Raw genomic sequence first — 16,094 nt, 5'->3', positions numbered from 1 at the left:
ATAACGCCCGAACGGTCTGTTCCGGCTCCCCTCTGACCCGTGTTCCACCGCTAGCGCCGCCCAAACCCGGCCCGCTATCGCTTCACCGTGTCTCCAAGCGAGAGGCGATCCACCATGCCGCTGCATGTGCCCCAGGCCCCCGCGCCCGCCCTGCGCAGCGTCCTCACGGCCCTTGACTCCCCCACCGCCGTCCGCGAGGCCCGCACCCCGGCACTCTCCACGCTCACCGGCCCCTTCGAACCCGAACTCCCGCTCCCCGTCCATGTCCTGGACGACATCACCGCCCCCGACGGCCCGCCGAGCACCCGGCTCACCGGCTGGCGCTTCCTGATCCGGGACGGCGACCGTACGGTGGCCGCCGCCGAGGCGATGCTCACCGCCGACGGCTGGGCCTTCTCACACTTCTCCGAGGGCCCCTACGTCAGCTCGGCCGAACTCGCCCTGAGCCAGGCCGAGTCGCTGCCCTCGGCGTACCAGCCGCGGCTGCTGTCCATCCCCGAGCTCTACATGGTCACGCTCTGGCTGCACGGCGACCTGATGGCGGACGGCGCCGAAGGCGGCCTGGGCGCGGGGGACCTGTTGGTGCCGCTCGCCCCGGCACCACCCGGTATCGCGGCCCACCGGGCGCATCAGGCAACCGATCTGCTGCCCGTTCTGACCCACCGGCTGACCCGGGCGCCCTTGCTTGGCTCACCTGCCTGACCTGGGCCTTCATCAGGCCGCGAGCGCCCTGTGACCGCCGGGTCACGGGGCGCTCCGCGCGGCATCCTCGTAACAGTCCGGCGGCGATGAACCGTCCGGACGGGTGATGCGTCATTATCTAGCGAGACCGGTACCGCGAAACCCCTGCGGATCCCAGGCCGTAGGGCAACACTGGAGAAATCGACCGACTCAACCACGGGGGGGCGGCCATGAACGCCGCAGCGAGCCGCAGGACCTTCACCACTCCGCAGCGAAAGAACCCTGTCATGTGCCAGCATCAACCGCCTTGCCCATCAGCCGACTCCGCCGACCGGGAGGCCGCCCATCTGGTGGCGCACCACCCCGAGCAGGGCTGGAGCCTGCTGTGCAACGGCGTCCTGCTCTTCGAGGACACCGGTGAGCTGCTGCCGGACGGGCGTGTCATCGCACCGTGCCGACCGCTGGGTTCCGAGCACATCGTCACCGCGGCCTGACACCGCGAGCACATCGTCACCCCGCCGTCCGACACCGCCATCGACGGCATGTACACCGCAGGGGCCGGCCCGGCGCATCCGCCGCACCGGCCCCATTGACGCGTCAACGGGCGGAACGCCTCAGAGCCTGTGTCATATCCCCGGCCGGATCAGCGTGCGGCGTCTGGTGCGTGCGATCGCAAGGCGCCGGAGCGCCCTCGTGGCGGAGCCACTCGGGCGTTTCGGCAACGCGGCGAGCGTGCGTGCCAGACGCCGCACGCTGATCCGGCCGGGGATATGACACAGGCTCTCAGCCCTCGTAGGACTCCAGCGGCGGGCAGGAGCAGACGAGGTTGCGGTCCCCGTAGGCCCCGTCGATCCGCCGCACCGGCGGCCAGTACTTGTCGGCCGCCGAGACCCCGGCCGGGAAAACCGCTTCCTCCCGGGAGTACGAGTGGTCCCACTCCCCGGTCAGCGACGCCGCCGTATGCGGGGCGTGCCGGAGCGGATTGTCCTCCTTGGCCCACTCGCCCGAGCCGACCTTCTCGATCTCGGCCCGGATGGCGATCATCGCCTGGCAGAACCGGTCCAGCTCCGCCAGGTCCTCGCTCTCGGTCGGCTCGATCATCAGCGTCCCGGCGACCGGGAACGACATCGTCGGCGCGTGGAAGCCGTAGTCGATCAGGCGCTTGGCCACATCGTCGACGCTCACCCCGGTGGCCTTCGTCAGCGGCCGCAGATCCACGATGCACTCATGGGCCACCAGACCGCCGGGGCCGGTGTAGAGCACCGGGTAGTGCGGCTCGAGTCGCTTGGCGATGTAGTTGGCGCCGAGCACCGCGACCTGGGTCGCGCGGCGCAGCCCCTCGGCGCCCATCAGCCGGATGTACGCCCAGGAGATCGGCAGGATCCCCGCGGAACCCCAGGGGGCGGCCGAGACCGGCCCGACGCCGGTGGCCGGGCCTGCGGCGGGCTGGAGCGGATGGTTGGGGAGGTGGGGCGCCAGATGCTCGCGCACCGCGACCGGGCCGACGCCGGGGCCGCCACCGCCGTGCGGGATGCAGAAGGTCTTGTGCAGGTTCAGATGCGAGACATCGCCGCCGAACCGGCCCGGTTCGGCGAGCCCGACCAGCGCGTTGAGGTTGGCGCCATCCACGTAGACCTGGCCGCCCGCGTCGTGCACGGCCGCGCAGATCTCGGTGATGTGCTCCTCGAACACACCGTGGGTGGAGGGGTAGGTGACCATCAGCACGGCCAGTTCCGCACCATGCTTCTCGATCTTGGCGCGGAGATCGCCGGTGTCGATCTCGCCGTCCTCACCGGTCTTGACCACGACGACCTTCATCCCGGCCATCACGGCGCTGGCGGCGTTGGTGCCGTGCGCGGAGGACGGGATCAGGCAGACGGTGCGCCGGGTGTCCCCGTTGGCCCGGTGGTAGGCGCGCACCGCCAGCAGACCGGCGAGCTCGCCCTGGGAGCCGGCGTTCGGCTGGAGCGAGACCTTGTCATAGCCGGTGACCTCGGCCAGCCGCTCCTCCAGCTCACGGATCAGGGTCAGATAGCCCTGGGCCTGCTCGGCCGGTGCGAAGGGGTGCAGCGCGCCGAACTCCGGCCAGGTGACCGGCTCCATCTCGGTGGTCGCGTTGAGCTTCATGGTGCAGGAGCCGAGCGGGATCATGCCCCGGTCCAGGGCGTAGTCCCGGTCCGCCAGGCGGCGCAGATAGCGCAGCATCGCGGTCTCGGAACGGTGCTGGTGGAAGACCGGGTGGGCCAGATAGCCGTCGTGGCGCAGCAGGTCCGCGGGCAGCGCGTCCGGCGCCGAGGCGTCCAGCTCGTCGATGCCGGGGATCCCGGCCGCGTCGCCGTTCCCGCCGTCCACCCCGAAGGCGGACCATACGGCGGCCAGCTGCGCACGGCCGGTGGTCTCGTCGCAGGCGATGCCCACATGATCGGCGTCGGTGTGCCGAAGGTTGACCCCGGCCTCGCGGGCCGCGGCCACGACCTCGGCGGCCCGGCCCGGCACCCGCGCGGTGAGGGTGTCGAAGAACGCGCCGTGCACCACCTCGACACCGCCGGCCCGCAGCCCCTCGGCGAGCACGGAGGCGTAGCGGTGGGTGCGGCGGGCGATCGCCGCGAGCCCGTCCGGGCCATGGTAGACGGCGTACATCCCGGCCATCACGGCCAGCAGCACCTGGGCGGTGCAGATGTTGCTGGTGGCCTTCTCCCGGCGGATGTGCTGCTCACGGGTCTGCAACGCCAGCCGGTACGCCTTGTCGCCGTCGGCGTCCACGGAGACCCCGACCAGCCGGCCGGGCAGGTTGCGCGCGTAGGCGTCGCGCACCGACATGAAGCCGGCGTGCGGTCCGCCGAAGCCCATCGGGACGCCGAACCGCTGGCTGCTGCCCACCGCGATGTCCGCGCCCAGCTCACCGGGCGAGGTGAGCAGGGTGAGCGCGAGCAGATCGGCGGCGACGGTGACGACGGCGCCGAGCTCATGGGCGCGCTCGATGACCGGGCGCGGATCGCGCACCGCGCCGGAGGCGCCCGGGTACTGCACCAGCACACCGAAGATCCCGCGCTCGGCGATCTCCTCCGGAATACCCTCGGCCAGGTCGGCGACGACGACCTCGACCCCGGTCGGCTCGGCGCGGGTCCTGATGACCGCGACGGTCTGCGGCAGACAGTCGGCGTCGACCAGGAAGACGCCCTCCTTGCCCTTGCCGACACGCCGCGAAAGCGCCATCGCCTCGGCGGCCGCGGTGGCCTCGTCCAGCAGCGAGGAACCGGCCGTGGGCAGCCCGGTCAGATCGGCGACGACGGTCTGGAAGTTGAGCAGCGCCTCGAGCCGGCCCTGGGAGATCTCCGGCTGGTAGGGCGTGTAAGCGGTGTACCAGGCGGGGTTCTCCAGCACATTGCGCAGGATCACCGGCGGGGTGTGGGTGCCGTAGTAGCCGAGGCCGATCATCGACGGCAGCACCTGGTTGCGGTCGGCGAGTCCGCGCAGCTCGGCGAGGACCTCCGGTTCGCTGCGGGCCGGAGGCAGGGCGTTCAGCGCCTCGGTGCTCTTGATGACGTCCGGTACGGCGGCCTCGGTGAGCTCGTCCAGCGAGCCGAAGCCGACCTGGGCGAGCATCTTGGCCTGGGCCTCGCCGTCCGGGCCGATATGGCGCTGCTCGAACGGAGTACCGCGTTCCAAGTCGGAGAGTGCGATGCGATGGGCGGTCATCTGCGGGGGCCTCCTGGTCTGTAACGACCGACGAGGGGCACCACGGCGCGGGTGCCCGGACGGCCTCCCCCTCTGTCATCTCAACCTGAGAGCTTCACCGGCCCACATACCGCCTGACCGGTTTTCACCGTCGGTGAGGAGGGGTCCCGGAGCTCTGCTCGCCCGTGGCCCACCCTGCTTTCCAGAGTGACCTCACCCGCACGGTACGTGTGCCTGAGAGATTCCGGGGAGGGTTTGCTCCTTCGGCGCCTCCGACAGCGTCGGCGGAGGACTCTCCCGCACGGGGTTCACAGTCACAGTCAGCGTATCAGCGGTTCTGCCGCGGGGGACGGCCGCCGGTGTTCGAGTGGCCGAGCGCGGCGATGTGGCTTTTTGTAGGTATCAATGGCCACTTGCCACCTGCTTGCCACCTGTGGGAGAGACCGTGCAGACCGATATCGACCCGCGGACCCTGATCGGCCGCAAGGCATTCGACCGCGAGGGCGCCAAGATCGGCACCGTGGACGAGGTCTATCTCGACGACGCGACCGGCGAGCCCGAATGGGCGGCGGTACGCACCGGGCTGTTCAGCCGGGACGTCTTCGTACCGCTCGAACCGAGCGAGGTCGTCGGCGACACCCTGCGGGTGCCGTACGAACGGGCGCTGATCAAGGACGCCCCGGACTTCGGGGTCGGGCGCCACCTCTCCCCCGAGCAGGAACTCCAGCTCTACCACCACTACGGCCTGGACGTCACCGGCTGACCCTGCCCCTGACCGGGCCCACCACCGGCACCCGCCGACCCGTCAGGGCCTTCGGCCTCCCGCGGGTCCCGGCCCATGCCTTCCGCCGGATCCGTGGTCCCGTCCGAGCTCGCGGCCTCCCCCTGGGGCGCCGGGCCCGGCCCCGCGTCCGGCCGCAGCAACGGCAGCGGTTCGGACGGTTCAAGCGCCGGGTCGTCCACGGCGAACGTCCGTACCCGCCCCGGCCGCGACCACGGCTCCTCGAAGCGCACGGTCACCCGGCCCACCCCACTGCCCTGCACCCAGCCCGCCCCGTAGTCGGTGTGCCGCACATCGGTGCCCGGCAGCCAGTGCCGTGGCTTCCCAGCGCCCTCAGACGCCTCTTCCGCGCGCTCTCCCACGGGTTCTGGTCTCTCGGGGCCCGGCGGGTGCCCCGCGTCCTCCAGAGCCTCGTGAGCGGCTTGGGCTGCCTTGGCTGCCTTGGCTGCCTTGGCTGCCTTGGCTGCCTTGGCTGCCTTGGCTGCCTGGGCTGCCTGGGCGAAGAGATCCTCCTGGGTGTAGTCCGCCAGACCGCTGACGCCGACGCCCAGCAGCCGCACACCCGCCGTGGTGTCGACGCTGTCGATCAGCCGCGCCGCGGCCTCCCGCACCACCCCCGGATCGTCGGTCGGCCCGCGCAGGGTCTCCGAACGGGTGAGCGTGGAGAAGTCGTACCGCCGCACCTTGATCACGACCGTCCGCCCCGAGCGGCCCGCCTCGCGCAGCCGCCGCACACAGCGGTCGGCGAGCCGCGCGATCTCCAACTGCACCCGGGTGCGGTCGGTGACGTCGACGTCGAAGGTGTCCTCGACCGAGATGGACTTGGCGTCCCGCTCGGCGACGACGGGCCGCTCGTCCCGGCCCTCGGCCATCAGGAACAGCGAGGTGCCGTGGGCCCGGCCCAGCAGCCGCACCAGCTCGGCCTCGCCCGCCTCCCGGGTCTCGGCCACGGTGTGGATCCCGGCCCGGCGCAGCGTCTCCGCCGTGGCGGGGCCCACGCCCGGGAGCGTACGGACCGACATGGGGCCGAGCAGATCGCGCTCCGTCCCGGGCTCGATGATCACCAGACCGTCCGGCTTGGCCTGCTCCGAGCCGATCTTGGCGAGCATCTTGGACCCGGCGAGCCCCACGGATCCGGTCAGCCCGGTGACCGCCCTGATGTCGGCCCGCAGCCGCTCCCCCACGGCGCGCGCCGCCTCCACGGTGGCCTCGGTGCCGCCCGCCTCCAGATCGACGAACGCCTCGTCCAGGCTCAGCGGCTCCACCAGGGGCGACAGCGTGTGCAGCAGGCGCATGACCGAGTCGCTCACCTTGCGGTAGAGGGCGAAGCGGGGGATGAGGAACGCCGCGTTCGGACACAGGCGGCGGGCCTGGGCCATCGCCATGGCCGAGTGCACCCCGAACACCCGGGCCTCGTAGGAGGCCGTGGCGACCACGCCACGCGGCCCCAGGCCCCCCACGATCACCGGCTTACCACGCAGGCTGGGCTTGGCCGCCTGCTCCGCCGAAGCGTAGAAGGCGTCCATGTCCAGATGGAGAATCGTCGGCGCACCCCTCACATCTCCGATGCTGCCGCACACCACCGACAATGGGCGGCCCGAGGGCCGGGGACGGGGCCCGGAAGCGCCGATCGGCGCCTCTTAGGGGTGCTGGGCGAGAACGCGAGGGGCACGGCGAAGGGACGAAGCGGAAGGCCGAACGGACTGCTCAACCGGCCCTGTTGCGGCGCGCCGCGAGCTCATCGGTGGGGTTGGGCCGGATCAGCGTCTCCCCGGTGTCCACCCGCTCGCCGTGCAGCTGGGAGAGCGCGCTCTCCACATCCCGCCAGACGACGCCCACGGCGATCCCGAAGACGCCCTGGCCGCCCTGGAGGAGGTCCACGACCTCATCGGGCGAGGTGCACTCGTAGACGGTCGCGCCGTCGCTCATGAGTGTCATCTGGGCCAGGTCGTCGAGCTCCCTGGAGCGCAGATGCGCCACCGCCGCCCGGATGTTCTGGAGCGACACGCCGGTGTCCAGCAGCCGCTTCACGATCTTGAGGACGACCACGTCCCGGAAGCTGTAGAGCCGCTGGCTGCCCGAGCCGTAGGCCGGCCGGACGCTGGGTTCCACCAGCCCGGTGCGGGCCCAGTAGTCCAGCTGGCGGTAGGTGATGCCCGCGGCCGCGCATGCGGTGGGTCCGCGGTATCCGACCCGCTCCGTCCCCCCCGCGGCGGGCTCATGCGGCGGTGCGGCCTGTGCCGCGACCCGAGCCTTCACTGCCGGATCGGCCGGTGCGCTCCCCTGGAGCGTGTACGGACCGCCGGCCGCCGTGCCGTCGCCGGTGCTTCTCACGCCGACCTCCGTCCTCGACCTGCCATCTTGAAGGTAGGCAGTCACCCGGGGTGCGTCAACGATCGCCACACTCGGCACGCCGAGTGATAATCACCCTAAGGGTGGTTTCCCGTGTCCCTCGTCCGGGAAAGGCTACTCGAATGCGCGAGCGAGGACCGGCATACCGTCTACTGGCTGCTGGTTCCGAAGTCCTCGGGCGAGATCTGGTCGAGGAACTCGCGGAACTTCTCCACCTCGTCCTCCTGCTCGTCCGGGATCGCGATACCGGCGTCGTCCAGCACGCCGTCGCTGCCGTAGATCGGCGTTCCAGTGCGCAGCGCGAGCGCTATGGCGTCGGACGGCCGGGCACTGACCTCCACACCGCTGGCGAAGACCAGCTCCGCGTAGAAGACCCCCTCGCGCAGATCCGTGATCCGGACCTCCGTGAGCTGCTGGCCGACCGCTTCGAGTACGTCTTTGAAAAGGTCATGGGTCAGCGGGCGCGCCGGAGCCATGCCCTGCTGAGCGAAGGCGATCGCGGTCGCCTCACCTGGTCCGATCCAGATGGGGAGGTAGCGGTCGCCTCCCACTTCACGCAGGAGCACGATCGGTTGGTTGGAGGGCATTTCCACCCGGACACCCACGACGTCGAGCTCGTTCACACAGCAACCCTAGGACGTGCCCGGCCGGTTTGGATAGTCGGGGCCCGGCCGGTCACCGCTCCTGGGCCCTCAGAGCCGACCGCACCAGGGCCGCGTGCAGCTGTACGGAGAGCGTGGCGAGCTCCCGCGCACTGGCCTCCGCATGCGCTCTGGTCTGCGGGTTTCTATGCAGCCGCAGCGGTGCGACCACCTGCTCGACCATTCCGGCCTCGCGCTCGGCGGAAGCCTTCATGATTCGCAGATGACGTGGTTCCAGGCCGAAACGACCGAGTTCGGCGATGAGCCGGGCGACGGTCACCGCCTCGATGTCGTAGCCGCCGTCCGCGCTCGGCGCGAGCAGCCCGTACGACTCCCATTCGGCCAGCTCCACCTCGCTGACCTCGGCCGTTGCCAGCAGCTCTGCACGGCCGACCCGGGCGGCCGTGGGGCCGTCCGGAGCCGCCTCGGCGCCGCCGTCGAGCGACCCCGGCTGCCGGGCTCCCTGCGAAGCGGCAGGAAGCTGCAACGGTTCCCCGCGCTCCAGGGCGTCCAGATGCTCCCGGATGACCTTGAGCGGCAGGTAGTGGTCACGCTGCATCCGGAGGATATGGCCGAGCCGCACCACATCCCGCTGGCTGAATTTGCGATAGCCGGACGGTGTGCGCCGCGGCTCCACCAGCCCCTCCGACTCCAAGAAGCGGATCTTGGAGATGGTGACCTCGGGGAACTCGTCCCGCAACAGATTCAGCACGGTGCCGATGCTCATCGAGCGGCCGTCCGCGGGGGCGGTGCCGGTATCGGCACCGCCCGACGGTGTCTGAAGCATGGACCTCCCCTGGACGGGTCAGATGCCGACGCCCCGCTGGCTCGGGTAGAAGACCAGCCGGTACTTACCGATCTGCACCTCGTCGCCGCTGGCCAGGACGACCGGCGCGTCGATCTGCTCCCGGTTGACGTACGTCCCGTTGAGGCTGCCGACGTCCGCGACGGTGAAGCTGCCGTCCTGACCGCGCTGGAACTCCACATGGCGGCGGGAGACCGTCACATCGTCCAGGAAGATGTCGCTCTGCGGGTGGCGGCCCGCCGTGGTGACATCACTGTCCAGCAGGAAGCGGCTGCCCGAGTTCGGCCCGCGGCGGACCACCAGCAGCGCCGATCCCAGCGGCAGCGCCTCGACGGCGGCCTGCGCCTCCGGGCTGAGCGACGGCAGCGGCGTCTGCCCGGTCACCTCGGAGTCGTACGCCTCGAGACCCGAGATCGAAATGGTGGAGGTGGTCTCCGAGGCACGCTCGGAGGGCGCGGCACCGCCACGCAGCGGGGCACCGCAGTTGGAGCAGAACCGGCTGGCCTCCGCGTTCCGGTGGCCACACCGCTGACAGACCGGCAAGCCGAACCCTCCACCACTCCGAGCGGCCGATGGCTCCTCGGAACCTATGGGCCCGGCCGCGGAGGGGTCAACAGACGCGCCCTGTCCGCCGACCTGGTCCCGGAACAGCGGACGCTCCCCGGTGCCCCCTCCGCTCTCCTCCGCGCCTCGTGAGGCGCGGTGGCGAGCGGTGCTGCTGCCGCCATCCTGGCGGGCACTCTTGCCGAACAACTTCCCGAACAACTTCACGGGCGATTCCCCTTGACTGAAACAGACCCGCCCGTGGGGCAGGACAAACCCTCGATGCACACACCAGACGGTCCGGACATCCTCACAACGTCCGCGACCACCAGACAGTTTCCATCACGCGCGGATCTTCCGGTGCGTCGACCCCCCGCGTCCACATGGTCTCCCCGAGAGACCCCCATTTCGAACCGCCTCACCGTGATGACGACCGAGCGTAGTCAGGCCGCTTCGCCGATCGCAAGGCATCCACAACGATCTTCTTCTCCCGCCGCACGGACACAGTGGCCTGCTCCTTCTCCAGGCTCTGCACCACGCCGCCCGGGATGTTCAGCGCCGGCTCCAGATCTTCCGGCTTGCCGATCACCTTCACAACATACGGTCGCGTCACTTTCCGTCCATCGATCCGGATCGCGCCGCCGCTGTCCGAGAAGTAGGTGCCGGCGACCACGCGCACCGTGCCGATCTGAATCGCCTCGGCGCCCGCCGCGCGCAGCTCCTGGACCGTGTCGAGCAGCATGTCCGACTCCACGGAGCCCCGGGAGTCGTCGATGGTGATGGTGATGCCGGGGCCCTGCGCTGCCACCGTACCGGCGAGCACGCCCAGCTGCTGCTCCTTCTGGAGCGTCTGCTTGCGGGCCTCCTCGGCCTGGTCCGAGCTGTTCTCCAGCTCGGTGCGCTGGTTCTCCAGGCGGCGCTTCTCGTCCTGGAGCCGCTGGGTGCGGGAGTCCAGCTCGTCGAGGATCCGGACCAGGTCCTCCTGCCGGGCGCCGCGCAACACGCTGTTCTCGTTGGTCGAACGCACCTGGATGGCCAGGCCCAGGCCGAGACCGAAGAGCAGCAGGGCGACGATCAGCTGCGCACGGGTCAGCCGCGGCGGCCATACGCCCTTCACCAGTCGCTGGCGGCCGCTCAGGGCCTCCTCCGGCCCCTGACCGGCTCCGGGGCCGGGAGCGGGCCCCACAGGCTCTCCGGGGCCGCTCCGGGACCCGTCGGCGGGCCCGGTGGCCCCGCCGCCCGCGGTGGGCGCCCCCGGCCTGACGGGACGGCCCTGGGCCTGGGGCGGCAGGGCCTCGGGCAGCACGGCCTTGGGCAGGGGCTTCCTGAGGGCGAGGTCCTTGAAACCGCCCGGCCCGGGCGCGGCGGGCCTGCCCGGCCGCTCCGGCGAGTCACGGCGCTTCGGTGCGTCACGGCGCTCCGGCGTGTCGCGACGCTCGGGCGTGTCACGGCGGAGCGGCATGTCACGGCGCTCGGGCCTCCGGGCGGGCGGCGCGGCGCCCGGCCGCAGCGGCCCGGAGGCAGCGCCCTGCCGTGGCGGTTCGGAGGCAGCGCCCTGGCGTGGCGGTCCGGCCGCCGACGGCCGCTGGGGCTCCGCCCGCTCGCGCGGCTCTCCGGAGCGCGCGGGCCTCTCGGGCGCCTCCGGCCGTCGCGGCGGCTCGGGCGACCGCGGCGGCCGCTCAGCGGCCTTCTCGGTCTTCGCGGGCTGGGGCTGCTCAGCCTTCGGCGGGTGCTCGGGCCTCACGGGCCGCTCGGCCTTGGCGTCCCGCTCGGCGAGTCGCGGCGTTTCGGCCACCTGTCGCGGCGTTTCGGCCTGCCCACGATTTTCGGCCGGCTGTGGCTTCTCGGGCTTCTCAGGGGTGTCGTCGGTCGTCATCGGCCTCACGCCCGGAACACATGGCGGCGGATCGCGGCCGCGTTGGAGAAGATCCGGATACCGAGCACGACCACGACTCCCGTCGACAGCTGGGCACCGACGCCCAGCTTGTCACCGAGGAAGACGATCAGTGCGGCCACCACCACATTGGACAGGAACGATACGACGAAGACCTTGTCGTCGAAGATCCCGTCCAGCATCGCCCGGAAGCCTCCGAAGACCGCGTCGAGTGCCGCCACGACGGCGATCGGCAGATAGGGCTCGACCATCGTCGGCACCACGGGTCGGACCACAAGTCCCACCACGACTCCCACGATGAGCCCCAATACGGCGATCACGATGTGCCCTTCCCTGTGTCGGCGTCACCCTTGCCGGGCCCACCGGCTATCGGTTCCGCGGTACGTACGATCAGGCTCGGCGCGGCCGGAAGCCGGAGCGAGTCCTGGGCGGAGATGCTCGTGCGGATGTCATAGTTCTGCTGAAGCACATGCAGGTACTGACCGTCCGCGCTGTTCTGGAAAGCGGTGCTCAGCCGCTGCCCGTCCCCCACCGCGAGCACCGTATACGGCGGCGCCAGCGGCTTGTTGTCGACCAGTATGGCGTCTCCCGCGGCCCTGATCGCCGAGAGCGCCGTCAGCCGCTGTCCGTTGATCGAGACGGCCTCCGCCCCCGACTCCCACAGACCGTTGACGACCCGCTGCATATCGTGGTCGCGCACCCGGCCGGTATCGGAGAAGTCGGCGCTCTCCCGTGGTCCCCCGCCGCTGCCGGTCGCGTCCTTGGCGTCGTCGACCACCAGTTTCACCCCGGGGCCCGTCACCTCGTTGGCCCCCGCGAGCAGCGCCACCAGATCGGCCTTGGCCCCGCCGTCCTTCTCCAGCGCCTGCCGCTGCTTCTCCCCGACCTCGCCACGGAGCTTGTCCACGTTCCTGGCGAGCTTGTCCGCGTTCGAGTTCCCCGTCTCGATGCGGTCGATCAGTTCTCCCCGCTCCTTGGCCAGCGTCGGCGCGGATATCCGCGCCTCGGCGGCGCCCACGGTGATGACGACCGCGACCAGGACAAGACCGAGAGCCAGCCCCAATTTGGCCCGCACGGTGCGCGGTAGACGCGAGCGACCGGTCTCCCCGCGCCGCGCCGCGGCCTCGGCGTAACCGTCGTCGAGGCTGTGGTCCATCACATTGGTCAGCAGCGACATGGACGCGTCGAGGCGTGGGCGCGACGATGCTGTGCTCCGAACGGGGGGCTGCTGCGACATGCCGCACATCGTCGCACGTGGGGGCCGCCGCCACCGAATGGCCCCTCCGGCGTGCCGGATCCGGGACCTCGGGGCGGCGGCCCGACGCGCTCAGACGTGGGCGAACGGCCCCGCTGTCAGCGCCCCGCGCTGTCCACGACGCTCGACCACTCGTCCAGCAGGGCCTGCGCGGACGCCTCGTCCGGACCCTCCGCCCACAGATGGGTGACCGCCTCGGCCGGGTCGGGCAGCACCATGACCCACCGCCCGTCGGCCTCCACGACCCGCACCCCGTCCGTGGTGTCCACGGAACGGTCGCTCGCCGCCTCCACGACATGCCGCATGACCAGGCCCTTGACCGCCCAGGGGGTGGCCAGATCACGCCGTTGGACATGCGCCCGCGGAATCCTCGCATCGATCTGACTCAGGGTCAGCTGAGTGCGCGCCACCAGCCCGATCAGCCGGACGAACGCGGCCGTACCGTCGAAGACGCTGGTGGACTCGGGGATGATGAAGCCACCGCGGCCATCGCCCCCGAAGATGGTGGACTCCGACCGGGCCACCCGGGTCAGATCGTCCGCCGCGGTGGTCGTCCACTCCACCTGTGTGCCGTGATACGCCGCCACCTGCTCGGCGATACGGGTCGTGGTCACCGGAAGCGCCACCCGCCCGCTGCGCCGCTCCGCGGCGACCAGGTCCAGCATCACCAGCAGCGTCCGGTCGTCCTCCACGATCCGCCCCCGCTCGTCGACGAGCGAGAACCGCTCACCGACCGGGTCGAACCGCACCCCGAACGCCGCCCGCGCCGAGGCGACGATCTCGCCGAGCCGGGCCAGCCCCGACCGGCGGCCATCGGCCGTCTCCGTCGGACGCGACTCGTCCAGACCGGGGTTGATGGTCAGCGCGTCCACCCCGAGCCGGCCCAGCAGGCTCGGGAGCACCAGCCCGGCGCTTCCATTGGCGGCGTCCACGACGACCTTGAGACCGGATTCGGCGATGCCGCTGATGTCCACGGCGCGCAGCAGCGAGCCCGTGTACGAGTCGAAGACGCTCGACGGGAAGCTGAGGTCACCGATCTCGCCCGGGAAGGCCCTGCGGTACTCCTGCCGGGCGTAGACCCGGTCCAGCTTGCGCTGACCGCCCGCCGAGAGATCGGCGCCCCGCTCGTCGAAGAACATGATGTCGACCGAGTCGGGCACCCCGGGAGAGGTCCGGATCATAAAGCCGCCGGCGCTGCCGCGCGCGGTCTGCTGCCGGGCCACCGGCAGCGGTACGTTCTCCAGGTCCCGTACGTCGATGGCGCTGGTCTGGAGGGCGGAGATCATCGCCCGTTTGAGCGCCCGCGCGCCCCTGGAGTGGTCACGCGCCGTGGTGACCGTGGAGCCCTTCTTGAGGGTCGTCGCATACGCCCCGGCGAGGCGCACCGCGAGCTCCGGGGTGATCTCCACATTGAGGATGCCGGAGACGCCCCGGGCGCCGAACAGATGAGCCTGCCCCCGGGACTCCCAGATCACCGAGGTGTTGACGAACGCGCCCGCCTCGATGGTCTTGAACGGATAGACCCGGACATTGCCCTGGACAATCGATTCCTCACCGATCAGGCACTCATCGCCGATGACGGCCCCGTCCTCGATACGCGCCGCGCGCATGATGTCGGTGTTCTTGCCGATGACACAGCCGCGCAGATTGCTCTGCTGGCCGACGTACACGTTGTCGTGCACCACGGCCTTGTGCAGAAAGGCGCCGCTCTTCACCACGACATTGGAGCCGACGACGGTGTGCTCGCGGATCTCGGCACCGTCCTCCACCTTGGCGTAGTCGCCGATGTAGAGCGGACCGCGGAGCACGGCCTCCGGATGCACATCCGCCCCTTCGGCGACCCATACGCCGGGGGAGATCTCGAATCCGTCGAGCTCGACGTCGACCTTGCCCTCGAGAACGTCGGCCTGGGCCTTCACATAGCTCTCATGGGTGCCGACGTCCTCCCAGTAGCCCTCGGCGATATAGCCGAAGATGGGCTTGCCCTCCTTCATCAGCTGAGGGAAGACATCTCCGGACCAGTCGACCGGCACATCGGGCTCGACATAGTCGAAGACCTCCGGCTCCATGACGTAGATGCCGGTGTTGACCGTATCGGAGAAGACCTGGCCCCAGGTGGGCTTCTCCAGGAAGCGCTCGACCTTTCCCGCCTCGTCGACGATGGTGATACCGAATTCGAGGGGGTTGGGAACGCGCGTCAGACAGACAGTGACAAGGGCGCCCTTTTCCTTATGGAAATTGATCAGATCCGTGAGGTCGAAATCCGTCAGGGCATCACCGGAGATCACCAGGAAGGTGTCGTCCTTGAGTGCTTCCTCCGCGTTCTTGACGCTACCGGCGGTGCCGAGTGGCTTCTCCTCATTCGCGTACGTGAGCTCCATGCCGAGCTCCTCGCCGTCACCGAAGTAGTTCTTGACCAGGGACGCGAGGAACTGGACTGTCACCACGGTCTCGCTGAGACCATGCCGCTTGAGCAGCCGGAGCACATGCTCCATGATCGGCCGGTTGGCCACGGGCAGTAGCGGTTTGGGCATGGTCGAGGTCATGGGGCGCAGACGAGTCCCCTCGCCCCCTGCCATCACGACGGCCTTCATGTCGGAAGCGTCCTCCTTGAAGAGACGACGGTCATGCCGACCGTGCACGCCCGATGGCCCTTACACCTACCGCGCTACGGGCCCCGGCCTCTATGGACGCCGCTACGGCGAGCTCAGTCGGCCGCGGTGTCCGCCCTGACAAGTCGGCGGACCTGAACCACGTAGAGGACTCCTGCCCACCAATAGAGTGTTGTACCCCATCCGGCGAACGCCCATCCGAAAATGGCGGCGGTCGTGTGAAGCCAGCCACTTCCCTCACTCAGAAGGAGCAACGGGAAAGCATACATCAGGTTGAAGGTAGCCGCCTTGCCGAGGAAGTTCACCTGCGGCGGCGGATAGCCATGGCGCCGGAGGACGCCCACCATCACAAGCAGGACCAGCTCTCGCACGAGAAGGACCGCGGTCAGCCAGAGGGGCAGGATCTCGCGCCAGGTGAGACCGACAAGTGTAGACAGTATGTAGAGACGGTCGGCCGCCGGATCGAGAAACCGGCCAAGGCTGCTGATCTGGTTCCAGCGACGAGCCAGCTTCCCGTCGAGATAGTCACTGACGCCACTGAGCGCCAGGACCAGCAGTGCCCAGCCGTCGCTCTTGGGCCCGCCGAACTCGGGCCGGAGGATCAGCCACAGGAAAAGCGGCACGCCGACGAGGCGCGCAGCGCTGAGGATGTTCGGGATGGTGAGCACACGGTCCGTCTGAACTCGTGTCTCCTGTACCTCCACCCGGGAGCCTCCCGTGAGAAACAGGCCGATGATGCTCCATGACTCTACCGGTAGGCCCGGACAGCTCCGGCACCGGGGCGTACCAGACATGGGCATGAAAAAGACCCTGATGGGAAGTTCACTTCCCATCAGGGTCTTTTTGAAGAAT

Annotated in this window: 14 protein-coding genes and 2 riboswitches; of the genes, 3 read left to right on the top strand and 11 right to left on the bottom strand. The window is 70.2% G+C overall.

The features are described 5' to 3' along the window. Positions 1 to 114 precede the first annotated feature (114 nt). Together NQU54_RS38140 and NQU54_RS38135 are read left to right on the top strand one after the other, a co-directional pair. Positions 115 to 702 (top strand): hypothetical protein, encoded by a 588-nt coding sequence (locus tag NQU54_RS38140; protein WP_069873706.1) that lies wholly within the window; start codon positions 115 to 117, stop codon positions 700 to 702. Between the two features lie 266 nt (positions 703 to 968). After that, entirely contained in the window at positions 969 to 1,175 is a 207-nt protein-coding gene (locus NQU54_RS38135; RefSeq protein ID WP_030824078.1) for a DUF5999 family protein, read from the top strand. 289 nt (positions 1,176 to 1,464) lie between these two features. Here the strand turns inward: NQU54_RS38135 and gcvP are convergent, their stop codons facing one another. Beyond that, positions 1,465 to 4,380 (bottom strand): aminomethyl-transferring glycine dehydrogenase, encoded by a 2,916-nt coding sequence (gene gcvP / locus NQU54_RS38130; protein ID WP_257634984.1) that lies wholly within the window; start codon positions 4,378 to 4,380, stop codon positions 1,465 to 1,467. A gap of 65 nt (positions 4,381 to 4,445) precedes the next feature. Next, positions 4,446 to 4,570: riboswitch (glycine riboswitch) on the bottom strand. Between the two features lies 1 nt (position 4,571). Next, positions 4,572 to 4,669: riboswitch (glycine riboswitch) on the bottom strand. A gap of 135 nt (positions 4,670 to 4,804) precedes the next feature. Between gcvP and NQU54_RS38125 the strand changes: the two genes are divergently transcribed. Further along, entirely contained in the window at positions 4,805 to 5,122 is a 318-nt protein-coding gene (locus NQU54_RS38125) for a PRC-barrel domain-containing protein (protein ID WP_069873699.1), read from the top strand. Here NQU54_RS38125 and NQU54_RS38120 read toward each other — a convergent pair. The 10 genes from NQU54_RS38120 to clsA all read right to left on the bottom strand — a co-directional run bounded on the left by NQU54_RS38120 (position 5,098) and on the right by clsA (position 15,946). Beyond that, positions 5,098 to 6,699, bottom strand: coding sequence for a DNA polymerase IV (locus NQU54_RS38120; protein ID WP_257634983.1), 1,602 nt, complete (start codon positions 6,697 to 6,699; stop codon positions 5,098 to 5,100). The genes NQU54_RS38125 and NQU54_RS38120 overlap by 25 nt on opposite strands. A gap of 148 nt (positions 6,700 to 6,847) precedes the next feature. Then, positions 6,848 to 7,474, bottom strand: coding sequence for a MerR family transcriptional regulator (locus NQU54_RS38115; RefSeq protein ID WP_257634982.1), 627 nt, complete (start codon positions 7,472 to 7,474; stop codon positions 6,848 to 6,850). A gap of 167 nt (positions 7,475 to 7,641) precedes the next feature. After that, positions 7,642 to 8,115: a bifunctional nuclease family protein gene (locus NQU54_RS38110; protein WP_014058684.1), complete on the bottom strand. Its 474-nt coding sequence runs from the start codon at positions 8,113 to 8,115 to the stop codon at positions 7,642 to 7,644. Positions 8,116 to 8,167: 52 nt separating this feature from the next. Then, complete coding sequence (gene ftsR, locus NQU54_RS38105; protein WP_257634981.1) at positions 8,168 to 8,920, bottom strand: transcriptional regulator FtsR; 753 nt, start codon at positions 8,918 to 8,920, stop codon at positions 8,168 to 8,170. A gap of 18 nt (positions 8,921 to 8,938) precedes the next feature. Continuing rightward, positions 8,939 to 9,769, bottom strand: a complete 831-nt coding sequence (locus tag NQU54_RS38100; RefSeq protein ID WP_180990574.1) for an FHA domain-containing protein — start codon at positions 9,767 to 9,769, stop codon at positions 8,939 to 8,941. Positions 9,770 to 9,899: 130 nt separating this feature from the next. Further along, entirely contained in the window at positions 9,900 to 10,943 is a 1,044-nt protein-coding gene (locus NQU54_RS38095) for a DUF881 domain-containing protein (RefSeq protein ID WP_257635022.1), read from the bottom strand. 419 nt (positions 10,944 to 11,362) lie between these two features. After that, positions 11,363 to 11,695 carry a small basic family protein gene (locus NQU54_RS38090; RefSeq protein WP_069873690.1) on the bottom strand — a complete coding sequence of 111 codons (333 nt, stop codon included), beginning with the start codon at positions 11,693 to 11,695 and terminating at the stop codon, positions 11,363 to 11,365. Beyond that, a complete protein-coding gene (locus NQU54_RS38085; RefSeq protein WP_069873688.1) occupies positions 11,692 to 12,612 on the bottom strand; it encodes a DUF881 domain-containing protein in 921 nt (306 codons plus the stop codon). The genes NQU54_RS38090 and NQU54_RS38085 overlap by 4 nt, the downstream gene beginning before the upstream one ends. Before the next feature lie 116 nt (positions 12,613 to 12,728). Then, positions 12,729 to 15,224, bottom strand: a complete 2,496-nt coding sequence (locus NQU54_RS38080; RefSeq protein ID WP_257634980.1) for a mannose-1-phosphate guanyltransferase — start codon at positions 15,222 to 15,224, stop codon at positions 12,729 to 12,731. A 113-nt stretch (positions 15,225 to 15,337) separates the two neighbouring features. Then, positions 15,338 to 15,946: a cardiolipin synthase ClsA gene (gene clsA / locus NQU54_RS38075; RefSeq protein ID WP_069873684.1), complete on the bottom strand. Its 609-nt coding sequence runs from the start codon at positions 15,944 to 15,946 to the stop codon at positions 15,338 to 15,340. Between the last annotated feature and the right edge of the window lie 148 nt (positions 15,947 to 16,094).

The sequence above is a fragment of the Streptomyces malaysiensis subsp. samsunensis genome (assembly GCF_024519315.1).
GTDB classification, from domain to species: Bacteria; Actinomycetota; Actinomycetes; order Streptomycetales; family Streptomycetaceae; genus Streptomyces; species Streptomyces malaysiensis.
This window is presented reverse-complemented; position numbering and strand designations above follow the sequence as displayed.